The organism is Paenibacillus sp. FSL H7-0716, from assembly GCF_038002705.1.
Lineage (GTDB): Bacteria > Bacillota > Bacilli > Paenibacillales > Paenibacillaceae > Paenibacillus_AQ > Paenibacillus_AQ odorifer.
Genome location: NZ_JBBODA010000014.1, coordinates 1 through 25367, shown reverse-complemented (window position 1 = coordinate 25367; position 25367 = coordinate 1). Strand labels below are relative to the sequence as shown.

General features: G+C 44.0%; 20 protein-coding genes and 8 tRNA genes. 5 read left to right on the top strand and 23 right to left on the bottom strand.

The features are described 5' to 3' along the window. Positions 1 to 6: 6 nt before the first annotated feature. The 8 genes from MHH60_RS18155 to MHH60_RS18120 form a co-directional block, all read right to left on the bottom strand. Positions 7 to 2106, bottom strand: coding sequence for a SpoIID/LytB domain-containing protein (locus MHH60_RS18155; RefSeq protein ID WP_076137433.1), 2100 nt, complete (start codon positions 2104 to 2106; stop codon positions 7 to 9). A gap of 32 nt (positions 2107 to 2138) precedes the next feature. Beyond that, the gene (ruvB, locus tag MHH60_RS18150; RefSeq protein ID WP_036677672.1) at positions 2139 to 3146 is read right to left on the bottom strand and encodes a Holliday junction branch migration DNA helicase RuvB; all 1008 of its coding nucleotides are present in this window, start codon (positions 3144 to 3146) and stop codon (positions 2139 to 2141) included. A 36-nt stretch (positions 3147 to 3182) separates the two neighbouring features. Beyond that, positions 3183 to 3800, bottom strand: coding sequence for a Holliday junction branch migration protein RuvA (ruvA, locus tag MHH60_RS18145; protein WP_036677675.1), 618 nt, complete (start codon positions 3798 to 3800; stop codon positions 3183 to 3185). Then, positions 3797 to 4300 (bottom strand): crossover junction endodeoxyribonuclease RuvC, encoded by a 504-nt coding sequence (gene ruvC, locus MHH60_RS18140; RefSeq protein ID WP_036677679.1) that lies wholly within the window; start codon positions 4298 to 4300, stop codon positions 3797 to 3799. Before ruvC ends, ruvA begins: the two co-directional genes overlap by 4 nt. A gap of 246 nt (positions 4301 to 4546) precedes the next feature. Next, positions 4547 to 5272, bottom strand: a complete 726-nt coding sequence (locus MHH60_RS18135; protein WP_076137435.1) for a BofC C-terminal domain-containing protein — start codon at positions 5270 to 5272, stop codon at positions 4547 to 4549. A gap of 650 nt (positions 5273 to 5922) precedes the next feature. After that, positions 5923 to 8049, bottom strand: a complete 2127-nt coding sequence (locus tag MHH60_RS18130) for a CocE/NonD family hydrolase (RefSeq protein WP_081389102.1) — start codon at positions 8047 to 8049, stop codon at positions 5923 to 5925. Between the two features lie 11 nt (positions 8050 to 8060). Then, entirely contained in the window at positions 8061 to 9221 is a 1161-nt protein-coding gene (locus MHH60_RS18125; RefSeq protein ID WP_076137436.1) for a dipeptidase, read from the bottom strand. A 14-nt stretch (positions 9222 to 9235) separates the two neighbouring features. After that, positions 9236 to 10210, bottom strand: coding sequence for an ornithine cyclodeaminase family protein (locus tag MHH60_RS18120; RefSeq protein ID WP_076137438.1), 975 nt, complete (start codon positions 10208 to 10210; stop codon positions 9236 to 9238). 182 nt (positions 10211 to 10392) lie between these two features. Here MHH60_RS18120 and MHH60_RS18115 point away from each other — a divergent pair, with 182 nt between their 5' ends. From MHH60_RS18115 to MHH60_RS18105, 3 genes are all read left to right on the top strand, one after another. Continuing rightward, positions 10393 to 11328: an aldo/keto reductase gene (locus MHH60_RS18115; protein ID WP_076137440.1), complete on the top strand. Its 936-nt coding sequence runs from the start codon at positions 10393 to 10395 to the stop codon at positions 11326 to 11328. A gap of 522 nt (positions 11329 to 11850) precedes the next feature. After that, positions 11851 to 13041, top strand: a complete 1191-nt coding sequence (fabV, locus tag MHH60_RS18110; protein ID WP_076137442.1) for an enoyl-ACP reductase FabV — start codon at positions 11851 to 11853, stop codon at positions 13039 to 13041. 162 nt (positions 13042 to 13203) lie between these two features. After that, entirely contained in the window at positions 13204 to 14124 is a 921-nt protein-coding gene (locus tag MHH60_RS18105) for an aldo/keto reductase (protein ID WP_038573011.1), read from the top strand. A 210-nt stretch (positions 14125 to 14334) separates the two neighbouring features. Here the strand turns inward: MHH60_RS18105 and MHH60_RS18100 are convergent, their stop codons facing one another. Both MHH60_RS18100 and MHH60_RS18095 read right to left on the bottom strand, forming a co-directional pair. Beyond that, positions 14335 to 15117 (bottom strand): hypothetical protein, encoded by a 783-nt coding sequence (locus tag MHH60_RS18100; RefSeq protein ID WP_076137444.1) that lies wholly within the window; start codon positions 15115 to 15117, stop codon positions 14335 to 14337. Then, a complete protein-coding gene (locus MHH60_RS18095) occupies positions 15114 to 16055 on the bottom strand; it encodes an ABC transporter ATP-binding protein (RefSeq protein WP_179088933.1) in 942 nt (313 codons plus the stop codon). The genes MHH60_RS18100 and MHH60_RS18095 overlap by 4 nt, the downstream gene beginning before the upstream one ends. A 156-nt stretch (positions 16056 to 16211) precedes the next feature. On the opposite strand from MHH60_RS18095, the gene MHH60_RS18090 reads away from it, so the two are divergent. Then, positions 16212 to 16949 carry a LytR/AlgR family response regulator transcription factor gene (locus MHH60_RS18090; RefSeq protein WP_076137447.1) on the top strand — a complete coding sequence of 246 codons (738 nt, stop codon included), beginning with the start codon at positions 16212 to 16214 and terminating at the stop codon, positions 16947 to 16949. Next, the gene (locus tag MHH60_RS18085) at positions 16942 to 18222 is read left to right on the top strand and encodes a sensor histidine kinase (RefSeq protein WP_076137449.1); all 1281 of its coding nucleotides are present in this window, start codon (positions 16942 to 16944) and stop codon (positions 18220 to 18222) included. The genes MHH60_RS18090 and MHH60_RS18085 overlap by 8 nt, the downstream gene beginning before the upstream one ends. On the opposite strand, the gene MHH60_RS18080 is transcribed toward MHH60_RS18085, so the two are convergent. From MHH60_RS18080 to MHH60_RS18020, 13 genes are all read right to left on the bottom strand, one after another. Beyond that, entirely contained in the window at positions 18169 to 19149 is a 981-nt protein-coding gene (locus tag MHH60_RS18080) for a WD40/YVTN/BNR-like repeat-containing protein (RefSeq protein ID WP_076137451.1), read from the bottom strand. The genes MHH60_RS18085 and MHH60_RS18080 overlap by 54 nt on opposite strands. 400 nt (positions 19150 to 19549) lie before the next feature. Beyond that, positions 19550 to 20557, bottom strand: coding sequence for a FecCD family ABC transporter permease (locus tag MHH60_RS18075; RefSeq protein WP_076137453.1), 1008 nt, complete (start codon positions 20555 to 20557; stop codon positions 19550 to 19552). Further along, a complete protein-coding gene (locus MHH60_RS18070; protein ID WP_081389104.1) occupies positions 20554 to 21603 on the bottom strand; it encodes a FecCD family ABC transporter permease in 1050 nt (349 codons plus the stop codon). Before MHH60_RS18070 ends, MHH60_RS18075 begins: the two co-directional genes overlap by 4 nt. Then, positions 21590 to 23584: an AraC family transcriptional regulator gene (locus tag MHH60_RS18065; protein ID WP_256715194.1), complete on the bottom strand. Its 1995-nt coding sequence runs from the start codon at positions 23582 to 23584 to the stop codon at positions 21590 to 21592. The genes MHH60_RS18070 and MHH60_RS18065 overlap by 14 nt, the downstream gene beginning before the upstream one ends. A 342-nt stretch (positions 23585 to 23926) precedes the next feature. Next, positions 23927 to 24008: transfer RNA gene (locus tag MHH60_RS18060), tRNA-Leu, on the bottom strand. 19 nt (positions 24009 to 24027) lie between these two features. After that, positions 24028 to 24104: transfer RNA gene (locus MHH60_RS18055), tRNA-Arg, on the bottom strand. A 10-nt stretch (positions 24105 to 24114) separates the two neighbouring features. After that, positions 24115 to 24189 (bottom strand) — tRNA-Gly (locus MHH60_RS18050). Between the two features lie 36 nt (positions 24190 to 24225). After that, positions 24226 to 24298 (bottom strand) — tRNA-Lys (locus MHH60_RS18045). 14 nt (positions 24299 to 24312) lie between these two features. Next, positions 24313 to 24390: transfer RNA gene (locus MHH60_RS18040), tRNA-Asp, on the bottom strand. A 25-nt stretch (positions 24391 to 24415) separates the two neighbouring features. After that, a tRNA-Met gene (locus tag MHH60_RS18035) sits at positions 24416 to 24492 on the bottom strand. Positions 24493 to 24580: 88 nt separating this feature from the next. Beyond that, positions 24581 to 24656: transfer RNA gene (locus MHH60_RS18030), tRNA-Val, on the bottom strand. A gap of 89 nt (positions 24657 to 24745) precedes the next feature. Next, positions 24746 to 24820 (bottom strand) — tRNA-Glu (locus MHH60_RS18025). A gap of 85 nt (positions 24821 to 24905) precedes the next feature. Beyond that, the gene (locus tag MHH60_RS18020; RefSeq protein WP_076139118.1) at positions 24906 to 25151 is read right to left on the bottom strand and encodes a hypothetical protein; all 246 of its coding nucleotides are present in this window, start codon (positions 25149 to 25151) and stop codon (positions 24906 to 24908) included. Positions 25152 to 25367: the final 216 nt, after the last annotated feature.

Genomic DNA, 25367 nt, shown 5'->3' with positions numbered 1-25367 from the left:
CTGTCTTCATTCCTTAACTATAGTAACGTTCTTATAATAGTGTTGCAATATTTGCTTGTAATCATACCCGCTGTCCGCCATGCCTTTCACGCCCCACTGCGACATGCCTAGACCATGGCCGTTGCCTTGCCCAATGAACAGAAAGCCCGAGCTGTTAGTGATCACTCTGGCCGCAGAATCTCCACCCATCACTACAGTTCCACTGCCATTCACATTAACCTTCCCCGATGCGGAAAGCACACCAGCACTCTGCGAGCTGCTAATTGTGGCGGTAGCGCCGTCAGCGCCTAATACAGTATAACTTCCGGGTGCCACAATATCAAACAAAGTACTAGGTAATCCATTAAACGCGGAGCGGAACATATCAGGATATTTCACATTCAGAGCCTGACCATTAGCTTTCACCTGAATCGCTCTTCCAGAAGGACCGCGCTGGGTGACCTGCAGGTTAGAGATACTGGAAGGGAGCGTGCTTGTTGTTTTGCCCTGCAGGCTTTTTAGAAGTTCAGCAGAGGTATACGGCCCTTTGATCCAGCTATAGCTGCCAGACTCATACACTTTATCCAGAGCTACAGCGTTCTCACCCGGATTCAGCTTTCCGACTGCACTAACACTGCTCTCAATAACTGGCAGAGGACGTATATTCACATCTTTGGTCGTAGCGGTAACTATATCGAGTCCGGCAGCGGTTTTGCTGCCCGTTAATTTAATATTATCTTCACGTGCATAACCAGAGGTACCATTCGCAAGCAGAACATAATACCACTTCTTAGCAGCAGCAGCCGAAACATCTTCAACGCTTGGAACACTAGCAAATACATCGCCACCATTCGCCCAAACCTCTGAAGGGTCAGCTGTCATACCACCACTATTGGAAGAAAATACAGCCTCAACAACTTTACCACTGCTCATCAGCACTTCACCAGCAGTAGTATCTACAGCTTTGATAATGGAGGGAGCTTCAGACCCGATTCCGTTATATACCTGACTAAGAGTGGTATCTACTACATTCGCTACATCAAAACGGTTGCCTTGCGACAGCGCATAGCTGCGGGCGGCGACAGCCTGAGCTTTTAGCGCTTCTTCTGGCCAGCTGGAGGAAACCTCTCCTCCCACTACGGCATACAAGTATTGCTCCAGCGGCACTACATTAATTACAGCCAGCGATCCGCTCAAATTGCTCAGTTCCAAATTTCCGCGATATGTACGCTTGGATCTTTCCACTAACTGAATCCCAGTCTCGCTGCCTGCCGCAAGAAATTTAGCATTGCTTCCAGAAACCAGATAATGATCGGCTTGAGTTTCACTGCTAAAATCCAGCCCGGCATCCTTACGCAGTATTAATCCGGGCGAGGTGGCCACAGAAACCGTAAATTGTGGTGCCGCCGTAGACACAGCGGCCTGAACAGCTGTTAAATCACTATCATTGGCAGCTTCGCCTACCCATACCTCTACTTGTGCACTGCCATCGTTTCCTGCCAGAAACACCTTCCAAGCATCCAAACCAGCTGCAGTGAGGCTATTTAGCGCCACATCTGCTTCCTGCTCCGAAGAATAGCGGCCAGCTGATAGATGCTTATTGCCTTTCACCGCCGGGGTTTGGTCAGCAGGAATGCTCAGCCCTGCTTTGACTACACGGGTAAGCCCATCCTTGGCAGCTGCTTCACTAGCATAGACGCCCGTGTACAACTGATACACAGTCGCTCCATTTCTGGAGATTGCAAAAATCTGCGGTTTATCGGAGGTGGATTGGAGCTTTTTAGCTGCATCCGCTGCTGTCTGCCAGCTTGAAACCTCCATCACCTTAACTCTATATCCGTCCAGACTTACACGAATTTGCTTCTGTGCTGGGATAGATACCAAAGGGGTACTTCCTGCTTGATCCGACAGCAAAGTAAAGCTTTGCGTTGATAGCAGTGTTACTGCTGGCACAGTGGATTTATATTTACTTCCAATATCAGCATAAAGAGCAACTCGTATCGTGCTATTAGAATCGGCATGACTGGCACCCGCAGGGATCAGGAAACTTCCTACAGCAAGTGCAGCCGCAAGCAATCCTTTGCTTAGCGGGGCGACCCCTCTCCATTTCCTCTTCGTATGCTTCATCCAGCATCCTCCTTTATAATTGTAGTGACGGACTAGTGCTGCTCCGGAGGGAGCGGAAGCCCTAAATGATGATAAGCGGCCGGGGTTACAATTCTTCCACGCGGACTCCGCTGCAAGAAACCTATCTGCAGCAGGTACGGCTCATATACGTCCTCAATCGTCTGACTTTCCTCACCAATCGTAGCTGCAATCGTGTCCAGTCCTACAGGACCGCCGCGAAAGCTTGAAATCATAGCACTTAACATCTTGTGGTCAATACTGTCCAGCCCACGCGGGTCCACCTGAAGCATCTTCAATGCTTCCCCAGAAATTTCAGGAGTTATAATTCCATCTCCGCGCACTTGAGCAAAATCACGGACCCGTTTTAATAAGCGGTTGGCAATCCGCGGCGTTCCCCGCGAACGAAGCGCGATCTCTTCTGCAGCATCGCCAACAATCTCAATGCCTAGAAGATCCGCATTTCGAGATACAATGTAACTCAGCTCATCTATGTTATAGAATTCCAGGCGACTGACCACTCCGAAACGATCACGCAGTGGCGCAGACAATAGTCCTGCCCGGGTTGTGGCACCTATCAGTGTGAACGGCGGCAAATCCAATCGAACCGAACGGGCACTTGGCCCTTTGCCGATCATGATATCCAGCGCGAAATCCTCCATCGCAGGATACATAACCTCCTCGACCGTGCGGTGCAAACGATGAATCTCATCAATGAAAAGCACGTCGCCTTCCTGCAGATTCGTCAGCAGAGCGGCAAGATCGCCTGGACGCTCTATCGCGGGGCCGGAAGTTGTTCGCAGGTTCACGCCCAGCTCATTGGCGATAATATTAGCGAGCGTTGTTTTGCCGAGACCCGGAGGTCCGTACAGCAGCACATGATCCAGCGCTTCGCTTCTCATTTTGGCCGCTTCTATATATACTTTCAGGTTTTCTTTTACCTGAGTCTGGCCGATATATTCTCCCAGATAACGAGGGCGCAAGCTTAGTTCTACCGCCTGCTCGTCCATCATCAAATTCGCGGATATAATCCGGTCATCCATTTCCTATCGCTCCCTTTCTTTAGGATGTGTACGGCTCTACTTTGCTATATATAGCAGCCCTAATGCTTTCTTCATCAGCACATCTACAGTTCCTGTCTCTGCTCCCTCTTTCTTCAAAGCGAGCCACACGCGGTCCAATTCGCTTTCGGTATAACCCAGCCCCTTAAGCGCATCCCGCGCCTCTTGCCAGGCCAATCCATCCGTTGCCTCTTCCGTTGGCACTGCAAACAATCCCGTTTGCATTGAAGCCATACTGAGTCCGTCCAGCTTGTCCTTCAAATCAAGGATCATACGCTGTGCTGTCTTTTTGCCAATGCCCGGCAATTTCGTTAAGAACGTTATATTCTCTTGATAAATCGCTGAAATCAACTGATCCGGTGTTCCACCTGTCAGGATTCCAAGCGCAACCCTAGGACCGATGCCAGATACCTCTATCAGCTTGCGGAACAATTTTTGTTCCTCACGAGTCGGGAACCCAAATAATAGCGTAGCGTCCTCACGTGTTTGGTAATGAATATAGATCGTTACAGGCCCTTCTACTTTGGCAAAAGCATAAGGATTCGGGCAGAATACCCGGTATCCTACTCCCTGCACATCCAGCACCACATATTCCGACTCCAAATGAACGACGGGTCCTCTTAAGAAATCTATCATTTTCGCAATACCTCATTTAATTTAGAATTAAGACTGCTCGAATGGGCATGGCATACCGCTACCGCCAGCGCATCCGCCACATCATCGGGTTTCGGAATCGCCGATAGCTTCAGCAGCAGCTTCACCATTTCCTGAACCTGCCGTTTCTCAGCCTTACCATAACCCACAACAGCCTGCTTTACCATCATAGGTGTATATTCCGAGACGGGGAGACCCCGCTGTACTGCAGCTAATATAGTCACACCGCGGGCCTGCGCCACTGGCAATGCTGTAGTAACGTTGCGAGCGAAAAACAGCTTTTCTATCGCCACAGCATCGGGTTTATATTTATCAATGAGCTGACCCATGCCTTCATAGACATGCAGCAGTCGTTCTTCTTCAGGCGTATGAGCCTCAGTCTGAATACAACCATATTGGACGGGGGTCAGTTTATGTCCTTCCTTATCCACAAAGCCAAAGCCGACGATCGCCAGCCCCGGATCAATTCCCAAAATACGCAAACACGATCTCTCCTCTATAACAGACAGATTATTCCACCGTTTTCATCCATTCCTCCGCCATGAAGCGAACATATGTATTCCTTCTAACCATTATAGCAAAAATCCCCCTTGCGGGAGAAAAAAAGTTTACCGTTTGCAGCGAAATGGCAACTTTAGGCCTACAGCTTAGGCTCTTCCCCGTTTCATTTTATACAAAAAAAAGCTGCCCTCAGCCATTAATAATGACTTTTGGACAGCTTATCAAATCTATTGCTTGTTCTGCATAACATGCTCAGCAGCTTCGCGGGCATAATCACTGAAGGTAGACAGCACACTATTGTACTCTTCAATATCCTGCACACGAATCCCCTCATGAAGCTCTTTCCAAATATTTTCCGGCAATGAGGATTTCAGGGAACCCATATCCATTTGAAAAAAAGTCTTCAGAACCTTCTCCTGAACTGGCGGACCTTTAAACAAGGTCAAATTCCCAAATGCATCTACACCAAAATAAGCTTCATTTTTTATCATTGTCGATAAATCATTCACTTTTTGTTCCAGCCACAAATCCCCTTCTGAACTGATCCAACCGCTCCATTCAGGGTGTTCATTGATTATAGTCTTCAGCTGAAGCGGGTTCTTTACGCCCGGCAACGTCTGAATCTCTTCTCCGGACACATAGGTTGTTTTTAAATGAACGGTTCTGCTGAGCCCACTTTGGGTGATGGTTTGCAGTAGTTGTTCATTATTTAAAGTGCCCTTCTCTTTTGCCTCATCACTGTCCTCGCCTACTTTAAAGACAGCTGCGGCCAGCTCACTATCGGCACTATCCGCCCAGCTAGAATTCGTCAGCAGTCCACTGATTTCCTCAGGTACCTGCATACTGCGCCAAGCCAGTACAGTAAGAGCTATACAAGCAGCTCCTACCCAAAGCGCCTTTTTCCAACGTCTCCATCGCCGCCAAAGTTGTTTTTTTAAGCGAAACGCGTTCACGTTAATCCCTTCATTCTGGTTTTTCCCTATTGTGACCTAAGAAGGGAGCATTTATGCGCTTTTCTGTGAATAATCGACATTTCTTCAAAAATGCAAGGTTGACCTTCCAGTATAGTTCAAGGTTTATGGTATAAGTCTGGAAGGGCGATTCTGGGGAGAGGTTTCACATACCGGCCTTAGGTGATACCTATTTCATGACGATTAACCATTTCTTCCACCAAAGCTTTTGCTTTGCCAATAGACTATTTAGTTCTTAGTGAGTTATGCCATTGGATTGGGCGGTGGCATTTGGGATGGGGGGATGCGTTCTGCGTTTGCGGGATGGGGGATGCGTTCTGCGTTTGCGCGTTGTGCGGAGTGGATCTAAAACTAATTAGGGAAAAACTCCCTGAAAGTAGGAGATATTTGCTCTAAATGAATGAAATCAGGGAATTACTCCCTAATAATTAGGGTGTTTTCCTAATTTTCCGGGAATCAGGCATATAATTAGGGAGTTTTTCCCAAATTATATGCCTGACGACCAGAATCCTAAGAATTTCAGGGAGAAATTCCCTAATCGCTCTATAATCATTGCTCATCAAATGTTGCTTCAGCTTCAAGTGTTAATTCCCTTTACCTTTGTTAAGCACCTTCTCGTATTAAAATCACATTTAAGCGTTAGGAACCACCGGCAGCTTCACATGGCTCGGATACTCACGATTATGGTAAACAGTCTGCAGCACAGTAATCGCTTCTGAATCTTCATACGGATTACTTCCTGTATTTGTATTAGGGAAAGCAACGAATTTACTGGACGAAGTAATCGAGAACCGAATTCGGTGTCCCACAGCAAATCTATGGGCAATATTCGGCATGAAAATATCATATTTCTCCACCTGCCCAGGAATCAACAGCTCAGGCGCTTCCAATCCATGACGGTATTTAGCTCTGACAATATAATTGGATAACCGGATAGAGTCCCCTTGTTCATTCACATCACTAAGCGTAACTACCCAATCCGTGTCTTTGCCCGTGCTGGCAGCATAGATAACCGCAGACAATTCTCCAGCCACAGTCAGCTCATCCGTCAGAATCTCACTAGTGTAGACAAGGATATCATTGCGTAGCTCGTATTTTCGCAAATTCTCTGGCTCTCGTTCACCACTATCATTCATAGGATCATGAGGATTATAGAGATAAGTATCTTCAGGAGAATGTTCTTCAGGCGCCGCTAGCAGTTGACCATCCCCATGTCCTGAATTCGCTCGCCCACCACTGGAAAGATAGAAGGAAGAAGTTGTGGCTTCAGCAGGTGTCCAATCCGCAGACGTTCTCCACTTATTTTCACCAACAACATAATAAGAGGCTCTAGGCTCCTGATCTATTCCATTTGGAATGCCCTTGAGGAAGCGGTCGAACCAGCGCAGCACAGAAACATCGTAATCATAGACTACGGCATCATTGCCGAAGCTCACACCTTCATAGTCTCTGGCTCTGTTAGGCCCGTGCTCCCAAGCGCCCAGACGGATTTTGCGATTAGGCACATCATGTTCTGTCAGCATTCTCCAAGTCTCCGATACGCCGGCGCTATCGCCGTCATACCAGCCTGAGATAACATACATAGGCACCTGCACCTGATCACCGCGCTCGGTAAAAGTACAGTTTTTCCAGAAATCATCATACTCCGGATGCTGGCTCCACAGATCCCAAGGACCTGATGTTTTGCCAATCATTTGCTGAGGGATCTCTCTAATCGGTCTTGCATCAACAGCTGCTTCCGGATTCACCGTAATGCCTCCAAAGATATCAAAATCCGTCCGAGTACCCACAGATTGAGCAAGAGTCCAAGAGAGCAACGGCCAAGAACAAAGAGTTCCCCCTTTGCGAACGGTATCAACAAATGGAGAGCCTACATTCACTTCATCCACAACCGCCTTCAGATTCGGGTGCCCACTGGTGGCCGCCGCCACAACAACAAAACCTAGATAGGATGCGCCCCACATGCCGACGTTGCCATCCGACCATTCCTGAGCAATAATCCAGTCAATCGTATCATAGCCGTCCTCCCGTTCATTATAAAAAGGAAGCAGTTCTCCTTCCGAATCCGCCCGACCTCTAACATCCTGCGATACTACTGCATAACCTTTATTGGCCCATCTCATAAAAATCTCTTTTTTTCCGTTGCGGTCATAACATGTTCTTACGAGAATAGTCGGCAACTTAGTTCCCGGCTTAATACCCTCTGGTAAAAAAACATCTGTGGCCAGCTTCACCCCATCGCGCATTGGAATCAGATCAGTGCCCAGATCGTTTACACCATATTCTGCCTTAGATAGAAGAGGATCATCGTAGACCACTAACGGAGTCAGCTTCTCATAACCAGCTTTAACCATAAGCTCAATACCATACCGATTCGGCGTTAAAAAAGCGATAATCTCCCCGTCCAAAGTCACAATGTCCAGAGCCGTCTCTTTGCGCAGCGCCCATACTTGTGAGGTCAGTTCGCGGCCTTCAATCTGCGCCTGATACTGAATATGCTTTTGATAGATATCGCCATTACTCAGCACTACCTCGTCTTCTGCCCATTCTGCTTTAGCATAAGCATCCAAATGTTTGTGGATTTTTTGAAGCGGGAGTACGGTCTTGAACTGTCCATCCAGCACATTGTCCTGCATTTGCGTTCTTCTGCGCGGATCGACCTTAGCGAGCATGATCTGTTGCTCTGTAAAATGAATTTTGCCTGTATAAACACCAGAAAAGTAGACGTTAAATGTAGTTGTGTGTAAGTAGGTTGTCATCTGTTTATCCCCTATCCGCAAATTTCTTCAAATACGCGCAGCCAGTTGCCGCCCATGATCTTAGCAATATCTGCATCCGCATAACCGCGGGCAACCAAACCTCTAGTAAAGTTAATAAAATAACTATATTTCTCAAGTCCAGCAACGGTTTCTGTAGAAGGTCCGTCTCCTTTGGCAAATCCAAGCTTGGGTGCGATATGTTCTTTAAAATAAACCAATGACCAGAGTACATCGCTCATCGGCCAATCGGTTCCAATTCCGACATGATCCACGCCTACAAGCCGGATTACATATTCGATATGATCCAGCACATGGTCAATAGTTGTATGTTTAGGATCTTCATGAACAAACCAAGGCATAGCAAAAATACCAATAACTCCACCCGTCTTGGCTATCGCGATAATCTCCTCATCACTTTTACAGCGCATATGCGGATAGATCGCCTCTACACCCGTATGTGAAGCAATCACCGGAGTTGTGGAATAAGCGCAGGCATCTAATGTAGTCTGTTTCCCGCAATGCCCCGTATCTACAATGATTCCCAGCTTGTTCAAGCGTGCAATGAATCTTTTTCCGAAATTAGTGACACCGGCGTTCGATTGTTCTGCGCAGCCCGCCCCAATCTGGTTCTGATTGTTATAGGTCAATTGTAGAATTCTTAATCCGAAGTTATAAAGTACATCTAATTGATCAAGATTCGTGCCCAGACCATCCGTTTCTTGTGCTGTGATAATGCCCGCCTTATGACCATTACGCTTGGCAGCGCGTATGTCTTCGGCAGTTAAGGCTTTGATTAACCAATCTGCAGAATCGAATTGCAGCTGCACCTCTGCCATGCTTGTAATGATGCTGTCTAAGGATTCTAAATGAAGTTCACGGTTCCCTGCTGTAATTCCGGACTTGTACCACTCTTCCTTATACTCAGGGATCTCTCCGCTCGCAGATAGCTTTGTGATGATTTTTGCAGGCATACTGCTGTATACCATTGGCTCATCTTTATAAGGCTCACATAATTCTTTGATTCTGTCAGAGATAGAGTCTGGAATCGCGCTTGGAGATAAGGGACCTTGAAACAGCAAATCGATAATAATGTTCTGTTCATGCAAGCGTTTAGCCCGCTCCTCCTCTTGCTCCGTCAACTTGAAATCATACAGACCTTCATAAGTGCTCATCGTGTAGTCGCTCCTTAGAATGCAATTTCAGTGCCTTTATGTAATCTAACAGCTTCATTATATATAAAATTAGCTGCTGCTAAATCCTCTATAGCCAGCCCTAATCCTTTAAAAAGAGTAATGTCAGCTGCGGACCTTCTGCCCTCGATAGTGCCACTGATCAGCTCGCCAATCTCCCCGACAATATGATCTGCTGTGATTTTGCCTTCGTTCAGCGGGATTAAATAATCCCCAGATTCATTCTGAGCGGATTCCAGCCGATCTACATATAACTTAGCTAATTGGACGGTCTCCGAATCCAGCTCACGATCATTGGGTCTACATGCGCCGACAGCATTGATATGTACACCCGGTTTCAGCCATTCTCCCTTGAGCACAGGTTCGGTGGATGCTGTCACGGTACAAATGATATCCGCTGCGCTGACTGCCGTTTGAACTGTCTCAGCAACAATGATCTGCACATCATATTTTTGGCTCATCTCCATTTGGAAATCCTGCGCCTTTGCGAGTGTCCTGCTCCATACTTTTACCTCACGAATGGGTCGAACCCGCAACATCGCTTCCAGATGACTTTTTGCTTGTTCCCCAGTTCCAAGAAGAGCAAGGATCTCAGCATCCTCTCTGGCCAGATATCGGGTTGCTGCTGCACTGACTGCCGCCGTACGAATGGCTGTGATCTTTTGTCCATCCACTATAGCTTTCAGAACACCCGTAGATGAATCGAATAGGGTAACAAGACCTTGATGAGAAGGCAGGCCTGAACCATGATTGCCGGGAAATACACTGATGATTTTGGCACCAGCTACCTCTTCATGCTGCAAATAACCCGGCATTAAGCCGAGCAGATTGCTCTTTTGTAAAGGAAGTACTTGTCTCAAGCTTTGTACGGCTTGTCCAGCGGACAGAGCCTTCAAAACAGATTCCATAACGGAGATGCAAGATTCCATAGCTAACAGTTCGGCCACTTCATTTTGATTAATGACTAGCATAAGACGGACCTCCTTCTCCTCATCATGATTGCACGAACGCAAATATAAAATTTTCTTACTATCATAACTTATCCGGTTTAAATATTCATGTATAAAGCTGGAAGGCAAAATTTGTCCTGACCTCAGTTATTCTCTATACTTAATATAGTACGTATTATATTTTAAGGAGCTGACTATTGATTATGGCTAATAAAATAACTTTAGGAAAAACCAATCTGCAGGTTCTCCCACTGGGTCTGGGTGCCAATGCTGTTGGCGGGCATAATTTATTTCCGGGTTTAAATGATGAAACCGGCAGAAATATTGTGCGCAGCGCTCTGGATCATGGGATTAATTTTATTGATTCCGCCTTTATTTATGGACCAGGAAGATCCGAGGAACTGATTGGCGAAGTGCTGAAGGAAAGAGGCGGCCGCGACAATGTGGTCATTGCTACTAAAGGCGCTCACGTGATTACCGGTGACAAGATTACACTCGACAACTCTCCAGCTTTTCTAAGACAGTCTGTGGAAGACAGCTTGAAACGCCTCCAGACCGATTATATTGATCTTTACTATATTCATTTTCCTGATGAAAGCACACCTAAGGACGAAGCTGTAGGTGAACTTCAGAAGCTGAAGGATGAAGGGAAGATTAGAGCGATCGGGGTGTCTAACTTCTCCATTGATCAGCTGAAAGAAGCCAACAAAGACGGTCATGTGGATGTTCTTCAATCCCATTACAATCTGCTGCATCGTGATGCGGAACTAGATTTGCTCCCTTATACGCAGGAACACGGCATTTCTTTCGTGCCCTATTTCCCACTTGCGTCGGGCCTGCTGGGCGGCAAATATAAGCAAGGCGATACATTCAGCGACATTAGAAAAAATGATCCGCTATTTCAAGGGGAGACCTTTGCCAAGAATCTGGAGAAGGTGGACAAGGTTCGTCAGATTGCCAATGCCAAAGGTGTCGAAGTCGCACATGTCGTACTTGCCTGGTATTTGACCGTACCTTCCATCGATGCGCTTATTCCGGGTGCCAAACGTCCTGAGCAGATCGTTTCCAACTTAGAGACGCTGAAGGTGCAGCTGACACCTGAAGAGATCAAAACTATAGATTCCATATTTAAGGCGTAATCTAGCCTCATTATATTAAGGGGTTGTCCCATGGCCACGAAATGGCTGCTGGGGCAGCCCCTTTTCTGCTTTGGTTCATCGGATGATTCGGATTAGTTAGTTGGATTGCCACGATTCGTAAGATTCGTCATTTGTTCGTTTTATTTCCTTCGTACGTTCTTCGATCGACCTATCCCAGCTCCCCGCACAATCCCCTATCGGACATAGTTGACCCGTAACGCAGCATTATTGCACATTTGGAATTCCAACGGACCTCATAGCCTCTATTGGCACGAAATACACCTAATATGAACCTTTTTCTAAGCAATAACGTCTCTGGGGTCCGAAACCCTGCTGAAAAGGCGATAAATTTGCATATAAAGTCATCTGGGTCCGTAAGCGACAGCGGATGGCAGTCGATCGTAGTGGAGAGCAGTCATTCTTCTCCAATATCCTAAATTCTTTGTATTAGTAAATATTGTTTGCTATACTTTCTCTGAAGTAACATTGGACTTTAATTATTATAAAAAGGGGAATTCCTTGATGATTATTCAACCTAAAACTCGCGGATTTATATGTACAACAGCCCATCCAGAGGGATGCGCCAAACAAATACAACAACAAATTGAATATGTAAAAGCACAAAAGAAAATTGAGGGACCCGCTAATGTACTAGTCATTGGTGCTTCTACCGGATACGGACTAGCTTCCAGAATTTCAGCCGCTTTCGGTGCTGGAGCCAACACTATTGGTGTTTTCTTTGATAAAGCTGGTGAAGGTCAACGTACAGCTTCTGCTGGCTGGTACAACTCCGCAGCTTTTGAACAACAAGCAGCGCAGCTTGGACTTAAATCTCACAGCATAGTTGGCGATGCCTTCTCCGATGCTATCAAAGAAAAGACCATTGAATTGATTAAAGCTGAATATGGCACAGTTGATTTAGTTGTCTATAGTGTCGCTTCACCACGCCGCACTCATCCGGTAACAGGAGAAACCTTCTCCTCTGTCATTAAACCGGTGGGAACCGCTTATTCGAACAAAACCTTGAACTTCCACACAGGTGAAGTTTCCATGACCACTATTGAGCCTGCTTCAGAAGAGGAAGTACGTCAGACCATCGCAGTTATGGGCGGCGAAGACTGGAGAATGTGGATCGATCAGCTTCAAGCAGCTGGCGTGCTTGCCGATGGAGCTACAACCGTTGCTTACTCCTACATCGGGCCTGAAATCACTCACCCTATCTATCGCGACGGAACGATTGGTCAAGCCAAACATGATCTGGAACAAACAGCGATCCAACTGAATGATCGCCTGTCCACTCAAGGTGGACGTGCTTTTGTTTCCGTGAACAAAGCTCTGGTAACCCAATCCAGCTCCGCGATTCCTGTAGTCCCTCTTTATATCTCTGCATTGTATGAAGTAATGAAGGAAAAAGGGCTGCACGAGAACTGTATTGAACAAATGTACCGTTTATTCTCTGAGCATCTTTACAGTGGGGGCGAAGCTACTGCTGACGGAGGCTGCTTGATCCGAATTGATGACTGGGAAATGCGTGAGGATGTTCAGACTGAGGTTATGAAACGTTGGGACGAGCTGACAACCGACAATGCAGGTGAGCTTGCTGATCTTGAAGGCTACCGCCAAGATTTCTTTAACCTGTTTGGTTTTAGAACAGAGGGTGTAGACTACGAAGCTGACATTGATCCTAATGTCGACATTCCAAATATGTATTAATAACTGATCTATAGATAAATGAGGTTGTCTCTGAAGTAGTGAATTCTACTGATGAGATAACCTCTTTCTCTTTTAGATAGACATTGGCTTACCTCCCCTCTTTATGATATGGTTTGATTGAATACTGCATGTTCTACTAACATTCGAAGGAGTGAGTCACTTTTGGTTAAAAAAATTAGTGTAGCAAACGGCGCACTTGAGGTGTCACAAATTTCGCTTGGCTGTATGCGGATTGCTGATTTATCTGCAAAAGAAGCAGATACACATGTACATAGTGCCCTCGAGCTCGGAATAGACTTTTTTGACCACGCCGACATCTACGCAGCTGGCAAAGCCGAGGAAGTATTCGCAGGTGTACTGGAGAACAATCCGGGTATGCGTGATAAAATGATGATCCAAACCAAATGCGGAATCCGCAACGGTTTTTTTGATTTCTCCAAGGAACATATCCTGCAATCCGTGGAAGGCAGCCTTAAGCGCTTGAAAACAGACTATATCGACGTCCTCCTGCTTCACCGTCCCGATACGCTGTTCGAGCCAGAAGAAGTCGCTGAGGCTTTTGATATTCTGGAAAGCAAAGGTATGGTCAAACACTTTGGTGTCAGTAACCAGAACCCGTTGCAAATCGAGCTGCTGAAGAAAAATGTAAAGCAACCGTTGCTGTTCAACCAGCTGCAATTGAGTATTATGGTCACTGGCATGATTGATACAGGTTTCAATGTGAATATGACTAACTCCGGTTCAGTTGTTCATGATGGCGGGATTTTGGAGTACAGTCGCCTGCATGACATGACCATTCAGCCTTGGTCGCCTTTCCAATATGGCTTCTTTGAAGGCGTATTCTTAGACAACGATAAGTTCCCTGAATTGAACGAGGTCATTAACCGCTTAGCAGCAGAAAAAGACGTAACCAATACAGCTATTGCCATCGCATGGATTCTCAGACATCCGGCAAATATGCAGCCTGTGGTTGGCACAACTAATACACAGCGCTTGCGTGATATTGCCAAAGCTTCCGATATAACTCTCACTCGGCAAGAATGGTATGAAATCTACCGTGCTGCCGGCAATGTCCTTCCATAAACACCTAAAGCCACGAGGTACGTTATTAACGTACGCCGTGGCTTTTTTACCAGAGAGCGATTCACTCCTCACATTCTAATTAAACTAGATAGACAGCGTCAAGATATTCGTATACTCACAAAAAGAACACAAAAAATAATAACTACTACCGAAATACTTAAGATCATAGTGATTCTTTTGTTATCCTTTTTCATAATCCATCCTTCCTTTCTATAGATGCACATCTCTCTTTTCAAAAGAAATTAAAGCAACGCTCAAGCAAACTCCTATGATTACAACAGGGATTAGGATCATACGAACACTCTCGTTTAGAGTATATATTTCATGTGAATTTACAGCAGAGAATTTAAAAATTTGCGTCGTTAGCGTATTTTCAGAAATCACTCGCAGATATACATACGAAGAGTCTTTAAGATAACCACTGAGCAGAAAATCGCCAAATACAAAAACAAACGTGGCAATGACAGCAGTAGCCGATTTTTTCATCAATACTCCTAACAACAGCACGACAGCGGAATAAGCTGCGAGATACAAAATATTGAATCCAATAGCCCCCATCGCAACGATAAACTTCCCCTGTAAGCTTTCATCTCCGATATGGGAACCGGTAACAAGCGCTGCCAGCATATACAATACATAAAAAAGACCAAAAAATTGAATTACCCACCATACAACAACTTTTAATTCGGTCAGATATTTTCCCAGCAAATATAATGACCTGCTCTGACCCGAAGCGATAATGGTTTGAACCGACCCATACTCAAATCCCTCGGTAGCAAAAAAACAAACGTAAATCGGAATGATAAAATACAGAAAAAAAGATAACTGAATGCTAGTGATTAAAGGCTCTAAAGGACTGTCTATATCAAATCCTACTTGTACCCCCATCCAAACCAGTAATAAGGCACTTCCAAACAGCAAAAGAAGACTTATCCCCTTGAACATGGGATCCTTGGTTACATAATAAGCTTCAGCCTTAAGAAAATTCCTCATTCGTTACCTCCAGCAATTAGATCCATATAATAGTTCTCAAGATTTGGAGCCGACAGGTTAATCCCTTCAATATGGATGCCCCGCTTTAGAAAAAAAGACATCAGCTCTTCCAGATTTGTATTCTCTTTAGGAATTTGAATTTCTCCAGCTTCGGTGATCGTAATGGTTTCTAGTTGGAGTTCACTTTTTAAAGTCTGAAGCGTCGCTGCGGGATCAGCCGTTCGAATACAGATCTTTGTTTCCGCCGTATGCAAGAGTTCTTCTGCAGAAGCTTCTTTGATTAACCTTCCTTTATGAATAAAACCGTATTGGGTCGCTAGTAGCTGTAACTCACTTAAAATATGACTGGAGATTAGTATAGTCACTCCTTGTTCTTTAGATAGCTTCTCCAGGATCTTTCGCACTTCTACAATGCCTGACGGATCAAGACCATTAATAGGCTCGTCCAATACCAGAAATTTTGGATCGTTAAGTAGAGCAATAGCCAGACCTAAACGTTGTTTCATCCCAAGGGAGTATTCTGAGGTTAGCTTAGAACCGGCATCTGCCAGAGAAACTGCCTGCAATACTTCTGCCATTCTGCTCTTATCCTTAATCCCAAACGCATGGCAATAAAACGTAAGATTTTGCTTCGCATTTAGATTAGGATAAAGCGCTGGCCTTTCAATTAGAAATCCAACCTTTCGCCTTGCCTCGTGAACAGCTTTTGTGTCCTTTTTTTCAAAAAGAGAGATTTCACCGTGTGTCGGATGTACCAATCCGCCTATTATTTTCATTAATGTAGTTTTACCTGCCCCATTTTCGCCAACAAACCCATAAATATCTCCTACCCCAATCGTCATATAGACATCCTGAAGTGCAAAAGACTCTCCGTATTGTTTGCTTAAACCTTTGGCCTCAAAGATCGTTTGCGTCAAATCAAACACTCCTCTTTTCACTTTTCCACATCCTAACATGTTGCCATGAACTCTACATTCAAACTGTAACAATCAAGTTAGTTAATGTAATTATTAAGAAGGATTTGTATAATGTGACTTATATGGTCGACAAATTCCCGGATATTTTGGACAATTCTTGTCGAAAGGAATGATAAAGTGATACGTATTGCTGTCTGTGATGATGACTTTCCCACTACTGAATTAATAGAGAGACTTATTCTGGAGACTCAAAGGAATTTCACAAATAAAATTGAGGTGTCGATCTTTTATTCCGGAGAAAGCTTCACTAAGGCCATTCAAGAGGCCTGCGCGTTTGATATTATTTTTATGGACATTGAAATGGCGGATATGGATGGAATAAAAGCTGGGTATGTACTGCGGGGAAATGATGAAAATGATCTAGTGCAGCTTATCTATGTCTCTAGTCATGATGAATATCATCTGCAACTCTTCGATGTTCAGCCCTCGGGATTTATAAAGAAACCTATCGATTCAGAGATATTTAAGCAAAAACTGATTTCTACGATTGAAAAAGTAATTCGCAAGCTCCAGCAAGGCAAAAAAAACTTCTTATCACTACAGCAAAAAGGAAAAGAAATTCTAATCCCCTATCGAAATATCATCTATCTGGAAAGCAACCGGCGGAGAATTATTCTTTATTCCTGCAACGATCAACTCGACTACTACAGTACACTAAACGAGGAAGAGCAGAAGCTTCCTGTGAGCGATTTTGTCCGAATCCATCAATCCTACATCGTTAACTTTTACTTTATTAAAGAAATCAGTAACCAGGGAGTAATTCTCCTAAATGGCGCAGCCTTACCCATTAGTGCAAAATACAGTGCCGATTTTAAGAAAAAATATCTGAAATTCAGGGGGAGTCTTGTTGGATAATATCTTTCTGGAGGAGTTATTTTATCTAGTAACGCTTCCACTTTTACCTATCATCATTCATTACTTCTACTGCCATTGTTTCGTTAGCCGACTTACCACCAAAGCCAATCTTGTTATCGTGTACTCCCTATATTTCCTCTGTATTGTCTTTCTGCACTATAGCTCACTGCCAGGCTCAATCCTACTCACACTCAATATTGGCCTGATTGCTCTCTTATCTTTTTTTTACAATGGAAATATCAAATGGCGGATCGTTGCCGCTCTTTTTCTGGTTGCGCTTATTACGCTTAGTGAGTTATCACTGCCCCTATTTTACTCGACAAAGGGATATATTCTGAACCAGTTTCTTTCCAAGCTGCTGATGTTTATATTAGCTTTTGTATCCGTGCGCGTAGCTAAAGCCTTTGGAAATGGCGGGTTATCTAAATGGTATTGGGTTCTATTATTTATTTGCCCTTCTATAAGCACACTAGGGATCTACAGCTTCGCATCCAGCCTTTATATGCAGTCCTTCCCTACCCTTGTTCCAATCCTGTCCACAGGACTACTCATTATAAATTTATTGATATTTATCTTATGCGACCGTATGTTAGTTATCCAATCTGCGCAGAACCAAAGTTACTTACTTGAGCAACAAAATGCTTACTATGTAAATCAATATCTTTTGACAAAAGAAATACAGGAAGAATCTTTTAAGTTCCAGCATGATATTAAAAATATTCTCATAGGTTTACGCGCAAAAGTGCAATCTGGTGAAGATGCCAATCTAAATGAGTTGGACAACTTACTGGGGCAAATAGACAACCCAATAGGCGTTAGCAATAGCGGGAATACGATTATTGATTCCATTATCAACTACAAGCAGCAGGTCGCTGAGAAGCATCAAATCCCCTTCAAGTTAGACTTGAACATCCCTGCACAGCTGACGCTCGACACCACAGTTATCAGTGTGATTTTAGGAAATGCACTGGACAATGCCGTTGAAGCTTGTTGCGATAAAAGAAATGAAGAGCGCTATATAACCATACATATGCATTATCTTAATGAAAGCTTGTTCATCCGGATTCAGAATCCTTATGTGAATGAAATTCATACGAATCGTTTTGGCGACATCTGCTCCACAAAAACTAATAAATCCGGTCATGGTATAGGCTTAAAAAGTATCCAGAAGGTCGTAGAGGATAGTAATGGCTTAGTAGATATTTCATATAACAATAATCTATTTCAAGTCGAAATTGTTCTTTTTATGGTCGCCTGTAAAAAAAGGATTTAGAAGCTTATCATAAGCTTCATCATAAACCCAAGTGATTCCTTCATCTTTACTGGTAAGATATATAGTTCCTGCCACACCGGTATCTTGATCAATTAACGAGACAGGGAACAGTCCTTCCTTTCTATTAAAGATAGGAGAAAGGGGATTTTTTTTATATTTATCAAACTTTTCTGGAAGCGATACAGCAAGCCTTTCCCAAGTTTGCCCCTGATCTTTGGTCCAATAAATTACAGGACCCTCATCCATATAATATCTGTACCCTAAAAACCCGATATCCGAACTAGAAAATCCCACGCCGGTCAAATGTTCCGAATAAATATCATTTGGATTGCCTATCTCTTTCCACGTCTTACCTCCGTCAGAGGTTTGATATACGTAATTCAGCGCACTCCCAACTCCTTGTGAAGCACCACTGACCAGCCAACCATCATTTTTATTCGTGAAACCGATAAATTTTGTCTCATATCCCACTGCGCCAGGAATAGGATAGTCATTCCATGTCTGTCCCTTATCATTACTGATTAAAACATGCAGCGGCAATGATTTTCCATCTGCAAAACCATAAACAATAGCTGTTTTATCCTCGGATATAAAATAACCGGTGTTCTCTTGCCCCATTCCCAGAGCCCCTCCGGTCGTATCCAATTTTAATGGCACATTTGCTTTAACAGCTCCATTCCGATATAAAATAGAAACGTTCCCCTCTGCATCTATGGAGTACGAGTTGCCAGCATCATTAACAACAACTTGCTCCCCCTCAAAGCCAATGGAATAAATCGTGCCGGGTTTGATGAATTCGCTGCCTTTTATATTAGTGCACGCCGTCAACACGCTGATTACCCCGATCAAGAGCAGGACGGTATAAAATAGAGTGATGCCGTTTCGTTTTTTCTTCATATTAAGAATAGATATAAACCGCTCTTTCATGGAAATTCCCCTCCATATCTAATATTTCCATTTTGCGAATAGTTTTTGCTTAACCATAGAGATCAGATATTTCTAAATCTGCATCAGGTAGCTTCTTAATTTCATTATTCATGAATCAATCGACTGATCAGACAGTTGTATAACCGTTTCTATTATACAACTGTGTAAATGAAATGCAAGTGATCTGTCCTTCTGTTTCTCTAAATCATCGAATGCGAAGCTAACGGTATACACTAGAACTTTGGAAATAGGGTAATTCAGAAGTAGTAGTAGAGGAAAACCTAATGCTCCTATTAGAAATTCAATAAGCTCTGAAAATGAAAAAGGTCTATAAAGTCGCTTATTAAGCAATTTTATAGACCTTTTTAGTATACGGTGAGAGGCTCGAACCTATCGATATTTATTTTGAACGCATCAATAGATATAGGAAGTAAGGCACACTCAGCATTGTTACAATAATTCCTGCGGGAATATCTGACTTAAAGCTGACCGTTCGAGCAATTGTATCCGCTACAAGCAGCAATAGCGCACCAATAAGCGCTGAAGTAGGTAGAAGCACTTTGTAGTCGTGACCTACCAGCTTACGAGCCACATGCGGACTAATCAATCCAATAAAGAAGATCGAGCCCCCGAGCGCTACACAGCCAGAAGCTATGCCTACAGCCGCAATCGCCAGGCGCAAAAATTTCTTCTTTACAGCGACTCCTAATCCTATCGAAATTTCGTTGCCTAGCACCAAGACGTTCAATGTCCTGAAATTAGAAAGAATATATGCGAATAGCAGCAATACCCAAGGTGCCAACAAGCTGATATAAGACCACTTGTCCCCCCATAAATATCCTGCTTGCCAACGCTGCGCAAACTCATACTTCTGGTCATCAAGCTTTAAAGTCAGGAATAGCGACAGCGCACTAAACCCCATATTGATTGCAACACCAGTCAAGACAAGTCGTGTAGAAGAAATCATACGACGTTTTCTATAGGCTAGAACATAGATCAGAGCTGCTGCCAGCAGACCACCTAAGAATGCCATAGACGGCAGTAATAATGTTATAGCGGCGCCTTGAATGCTTACCGTTGAGATAATCAGCAACACCATAAGACCTGAACCTGAGCTAATACCAAGCATGCCGGGATCAGCCAGATCATTGCGCAGCAATGCCTGCATAACTGCACCTGCCAGTGCCATCCCAAATCCAACAAGTATCGCTAATACGATCCGAGGAAGACGAAACTTATAAACGACGAGATTATGCTCCTCTGGACCTTGTCCAAGCAATACTTGAAATACTTCAAGTGGATTGAGGGACACCTTTCCCATATTAAGACTAAGAATAGCTCCTGCAATAAGCAAGATTATGAGAGATAGAATCCATATTGTAGCCTTATGCGATTTAACAACATTCATTTGAAGGCTCTCCTCTCTTTGCTCGCAATTAGCAAGAAGAAAGGAACACCAATCATTGCAAAAATAATACCAAGTGCTGTCTCTGCCGGACGATTAATCAGCCTTCCTGCGATATCCGCTACAACCATGAGTGCGCCGCCGTAAATGGCTGATGCCGGAATAATATAACGATAATCTACACCTACAAAAAAACGCATAATATGCGGAATAATCAACCCTACAAAGCCGATTGGCCCTACAAGTGCAACAGCTACACCCGCTAGTAAAAGGACCGCAAGCGTAGCTATCATCTTAACGAGAACGATCCGTTGCCCGAATCCTTTCGCGATCTCTTCCCCCAAGTTTAAAACAGTGATAGAGCGTGCAATGAATAGTGACAAAGCTAGTCCACCTAAGAACCAAGGTATAACTAGCTTAATTTCCACCCATGTTGCTCCAGCCACACTACCCGAAGTCCAATAAGCAAGGGCACGACCAATTCCATAGTTTAATGAGATAAATGATCCCACAGCTCCAAATAGCATTGTAATTGATATTCCAGCTAGCACCAGTCGTTGAGGTGTCATTCCTGAACGATTCAATGAAGCGGCAAGATACGTTAATCCTGCACCAAGTCCTGCGCCAATAAAGCTAACCAGCAAGGTTGTTGTCTGCAGTTGCCCTGGAAGAAAAACTAGTGTAACGGCCATTGCAAGTGCTGCTCCTGCATTTACTCCCATTAATCCGGAATCTGCTAAGGGATTTCGCGTATAGCCCTGCATAACCGCTCCTGCTACCGCGAGACACATACCCGCAATAATATCAGCTGCTGTACGCGGAATTCGAAGGGCATGAATAATCTGATGCTCGGTCAGTTCAGGATTAAAATTAAAAATCGCTGTCCATGCCATCTTCAGGCTCATGGAAGCAGAGCCAAATGAGATAGAAGCTGCTACTGAAAGCAGCAGCAGCAGTATCCCTAGGAGTAGAAATAGACCAAAATACGATTTCCCTCTTAAATCAGGGATAACGGTTGTTCTACCGTCTAGCTTTCTATTTTTTTTCATACGCTGACACTAGCTTCTCAACTACAAAATCTAGCTGCTTATCAAGAGAGTAGATATCGGAATAATATGAAAAATCAAACCCAATTTCGATCAATCTGCCTTCTTTGATTGCTGGAATGCTGTTCCATATTGGATTGTCCGACAAATCATCAGCCCCATCCCATACAGAACGGAACACGAAGTCACCTATATACTCAGGTAACACCTCTAAGGAAACAAACCCTCCAGTAGCCTTCTCTCTACCATCAATCTTTTTCTGAAGAATCTCTGGTGCTTTTAGCCCTAAATATTCATAAATGATCTGAGAGCCCCTTCCATAAAGCTTGCTATCGATCACCGCCATCTCTTTTTTGCCGCCTTCGATAATGGTTACTGTCTTATCCAAAATTCCAAGTTCATCAAGCCGCTGCTTGCTCTTCTCCAACTTCTCGTGGAAATTATCTAATAGAGCTTGTGCCTCCTGCTCCTTGCCAAATACCTCGCCAATCTTCATTACACGTTCATCCGTCGCCATTTTTTCATAAGGAATTGGAACGGTTGGTGCAATATCCTTAAGGATTTCGTAAGTTTCTTCTGAAGCAGCTATGATCAAGTCCGGCTTTACTGCCATAATAGCCTCTGGATTAGGCTCATACCATGAACCTAGATCTTCAATCCCCCCAAGCTCTTCTGCAAAGGCCGCTCCTTCAAAGACACTCGAAGTCCCTACTGGCTTAATGCCGAGGGCCACAAGATCCCCTTGAAGGTATAACACGACAACCCTCTTTGGATTAGCTGGAACAACAATATCTCCCTTTATTGTAGAGATAGTTCTTGTCTGAGCCTCCTTATTGGCATTGTCAGCTGCAATTGAATTATTTGCTGGTGATGATGTAACTTCAGAAGCTTTGGATCCATTAGAATTTGTGACATTAGAACCAACACTTGCAGATCCACATGCACTTAATAGCAAGGTAAAGCTAAGCAGCATCGCTACAATAAAACTTGACGTCTTTGTTAATCTCATAGGTGAAGACCCTCCGGTTATTTCATTATGGTAATAGTAATGATAATGATTATCATACTCAATAACATTATATCGGGAGGATATGTGCTCGCCAATGGAGAATTTGGCGGTGGTAAATGGACGATTGTCCGATGAGCTCACCTGCCTGCTTTCCTTGCGGAACCGGATGGGAGATTGACCATTGTATTTACTGAACATGCGACTGAAGTAATATACATCGTTATATCCAACTTCTTCTGCAATATCGCGAAGTGGAGCATCGGTACATCGTAATAGCTCTTCTGCATGTTTAAGCCGGAATCGTATCAAATATTCAATCAAGCTAAACCCTGTCTCCCCTTTAAAGCGGGTTGATAAATGACGAGGGCTATAATTAAATTGCTCTGCTATAGATTCTAGTGATAAATTATGACGATAATGCTCCTCAATATAACGGACAACCTGCCCAATGACATCCGGTTGCCTGAGGTTAATTCCATCCTTTGTAAACTGCTTTAATAATTCATGTATAAACTGATAGAACAAGCCTTTAACTTGAATTCTTTCCAATTGGCTTCCTTGTGCCCAAAGTTGTTCCATTGCCATTAGTTGATAGTGCAGTGGTAATGGCTCCAAAGACTCGAAGCTATACTGCATCCGAAATGGATTGCTGCGTTCTAAAAGTCTTGCTAAATCCTTTCTTCCTGGCAAGGAGGCTCTATAGAATAATAAATAGTATTCAAACAGCTTCCCTGTCTCTATACTTAGTCTCATGCCCTTGCCACCATGCACAATAAAGTGACGGTCTGCGTCGTAATCTATGCCGTTGAGATTCAAGCTGGCCGTCCCCCGCACACAGTAAATAAATCCACATGCTGGTAATACGTAGCCTTGCAGCTTGTCCCCAGGCTCCATCACAGTATGTCGAATATCAAGTACTTTAACAGCGGCATAATTCCATGCGAAAATATGATCTTCCAGCTTCATCTTTGCCATACACTCCGATCTGCTCCACAATCTATTTGAATTAAATTAAATTATATCTACACAACAATGATAATGATTATCAATTAGTATTAGGTAGTTCCTCTATTTTGTCAATCGCTGTTTAGTATCATGCTTGCTTATAGCTTCGAAGTGGAGCTTCCTCAGGAATGCCTCTATCTCATTCACATATCCTCTTACATTAATCATTCTCGGTACAACTAAGTACAATTTCTTATTCACAACTGAAGGATGTATCAAAAGTTTTCCGGCACAGGCATGAACGGAATTGTAAAAAAACAAACAAAAAAGTTCATCAGATATAGTATCTAATGAACTTTGAGTTGATTTAGTTGGTACCGGTGAGAGGACTCGAACCTCCACGGTTTCCCTCTCGATTTTGAGTCGAGCGCGTCTGCCATTCCGCCACACCGGCAAAGTATTAAGTTAAAATATGGCGCGCCCTGAGAGATTCGAACTCCCGGCCTTTTGATTCGTAGTCAAACGCTCTATCCAGCTGAGCTAAGGGCGCAAAATTTATATGGAGCGGACGACGGGAATCGAACCCGCGACCCTCGCCTTGGCAAGGCGATGCTCTACCGCTGAGCCACGTCCGCACACGGTATGTATTGATGTCCGACTCACTAAAGAAGTGAGCCATGAAGGACTCGAACCTTCGACACCCTGATTAAAAGTCAGGTGCTCTACCAACTGAGCTAATGGCTCATAAAGCAAGAAAATGGCGGAACCGACGGGATTCGAACCCGCGGTCTCCTGCGTGACAGGCAGGCATGTTAGGCCAACTACACCACGGTTCCAGAAGAATAATTGCTTAATGAAAATTGGTTGCGGGGGCAGGATTTGAACCTGCGACCTTCGGGTTATGAGCCCGACGAGCTACCGGGCTGCTCCACCCCGCGTCAGTAAAAAAGTATTAATTCCCTTGGATTCCCCGGAAAGTATCCGGAATCCTCAGTGAAGCATTAACTTCACTTTGGGGATGTGTTATGGTGGAGGCTGAGGGGATCGAACCCCCGACCCTCTGCTTGTAAGGCAGATGCTCTCCCAGCTGAGCTAAGCCTCCATGTAAAGAAGCAACTTAATTATCATAACATAATCAAATATGTAATGCAACCATTTTTTCTAGAAGTCTAATACTGTTTCAAGAAGAAATGGTGACCCGTATGGGATTCGAACCCATGTTACCTCCGTGAAAGGGAGGTGTCTTAACCCCTTGACCAACGGGCCGTTTTAAAAAACAAATTGTTTTGACAACAAAAAATATTATATCATGTATTATTAAGTATAGCAATACCTAAACTTTTTTTTCTTTTTACTCTTCCCTAGGTAATAGATTGATATGAAGCTTTTGAGCTATTATCTCAACGATTTCACCCGTAGTTCTATCATTCGTGTCTAGATGCTGCTTAAACACCTCGTGATCACGGCCTGTGATGCACCTGTCGATCTGCTGAGTAGCCCAAGAGTCTTTTCCTTCACCTCTAACGCTTAATCTCTTAAGCAGGGTCTCTCGGGAGGCACACAAACTAAAATGATAAAGCTCTATACCTCCATCCATTAACTTGCCGATGATTTTCCCTGCAAGAATCCGGATTCATTAGGGTCCTAGGCACAATAATTATTCCATCATATTCGCTAGCTATGTTTTTCTTCGATATATTTCATATGCCGTTTGTGTCTTCCCTAAACCAAATTTCATTCAAAAACCACTTCACAGTGATTGCCTATCCTTATAATAAGCTGCTAAATATCGTACAACAAAAAGACCACTGTC

Excerpts from the sequence above, each read along its gene's own strand:
- MHH60_RS18155 (WP_076137433.1), bottom strand. The coding sequence starts at position 2,106 with ATGAAGCATACGAAGAGGAAATGGAGAGGGGTCGCCCCGCTAAGCAAA.
- ruvB (WP_036677672.1), bottom strand. The coding sequence starts at position 3,146 with ATGGATGACCGGATTATATCCGCGAATTTGATGATGGACGAGCAGGCG.
- ruvA (WP_036677675.1), bottom strand. The coding sequence starts at position 3,800 with ATGATAGATTTCTTAAGAGGACCCGTCGTTCATTTGGAGTCGGAATAT.
- MHH60_RS18130 (WP_081389102.1), bottom strand. The coding sequence starts at position 8,049 with ATGACAACCTACTTACACACAACTACATTTAACGTCTACTTTTCTGGT.
- MHH60_RS18125 (WP_076137436.1), bottom strand. The coding sequence starts at position 9,221 with ATGAGCACTTATGAAGGTCTGTATGATTTCAAGTTGACGGAGCAAGAG.
- MHH60_RS18120 (WP_076137438.1), bottom strand. The coding sequence starts at position 10,210 with ATGCTAGTCATTAATCAAAATGAAGTGGCCGAACTGTTAGCTATGGAA.
- MHH60_RS18115 (WP_076137440.1), top strand. The coding sequence starts at position 10,393 with ATGGCTAATAAAATAACTTTAGGAAAAACCAATCTGCAGGTTCTCCCA.
- fabV (WP_076137442.1), top strand. The coding sequence starts at position 11,851 with ATGATTATTCAACCTAAAACTCGCGGATTTATATGTACAACAGCCCAT.
- MHH60_RS18100 (WP_076137444.1), bottom strand. The coding sequence starts at position 15,117 with ATGAGGAATTTTCTTAAGGCTGAAGCTTATTATGTAACCAAGGATCCC.
- MHH60_RS18080 (WP_076137451.1), bottom strand. The coding sequence starts at position 19,149 with ATGAAAGAGCGGTTTATATCTATTCTTAATATGAAGAAAAAACGAAAC.
- MHH60_RS18075 (WP_076137453.1), bottom strand. The coding sequence starts at position 20,557 with ATGAATGTTGTTAAATCGCATAAGGCTACAATATGGATTCTATCTCTC.
- MHH60_RS18070 (WP_081389104.1), bottom strand. The coding sequence starts at position 21,603 with ATGAAAAAAAATAGAAAGCTAGACGGTAGAACAACCGTTATCCCTGAT.
- MHH60_RS18065 (WP_256715194.1), bottom strand. The coding sequence starts at position 23,584 with ATGGCAAAGATGAAGCTGGAAGATCATATTTTCGCATGGAATTATGCC.
- MHH60_RS18020 (WP_076139118.1), bottom strand. The coding sequence starts at position 25,151 with ATGGATGGAGGTATAGAGCTTTATCATTTTAGTTTGTGTGCCTCCCGA.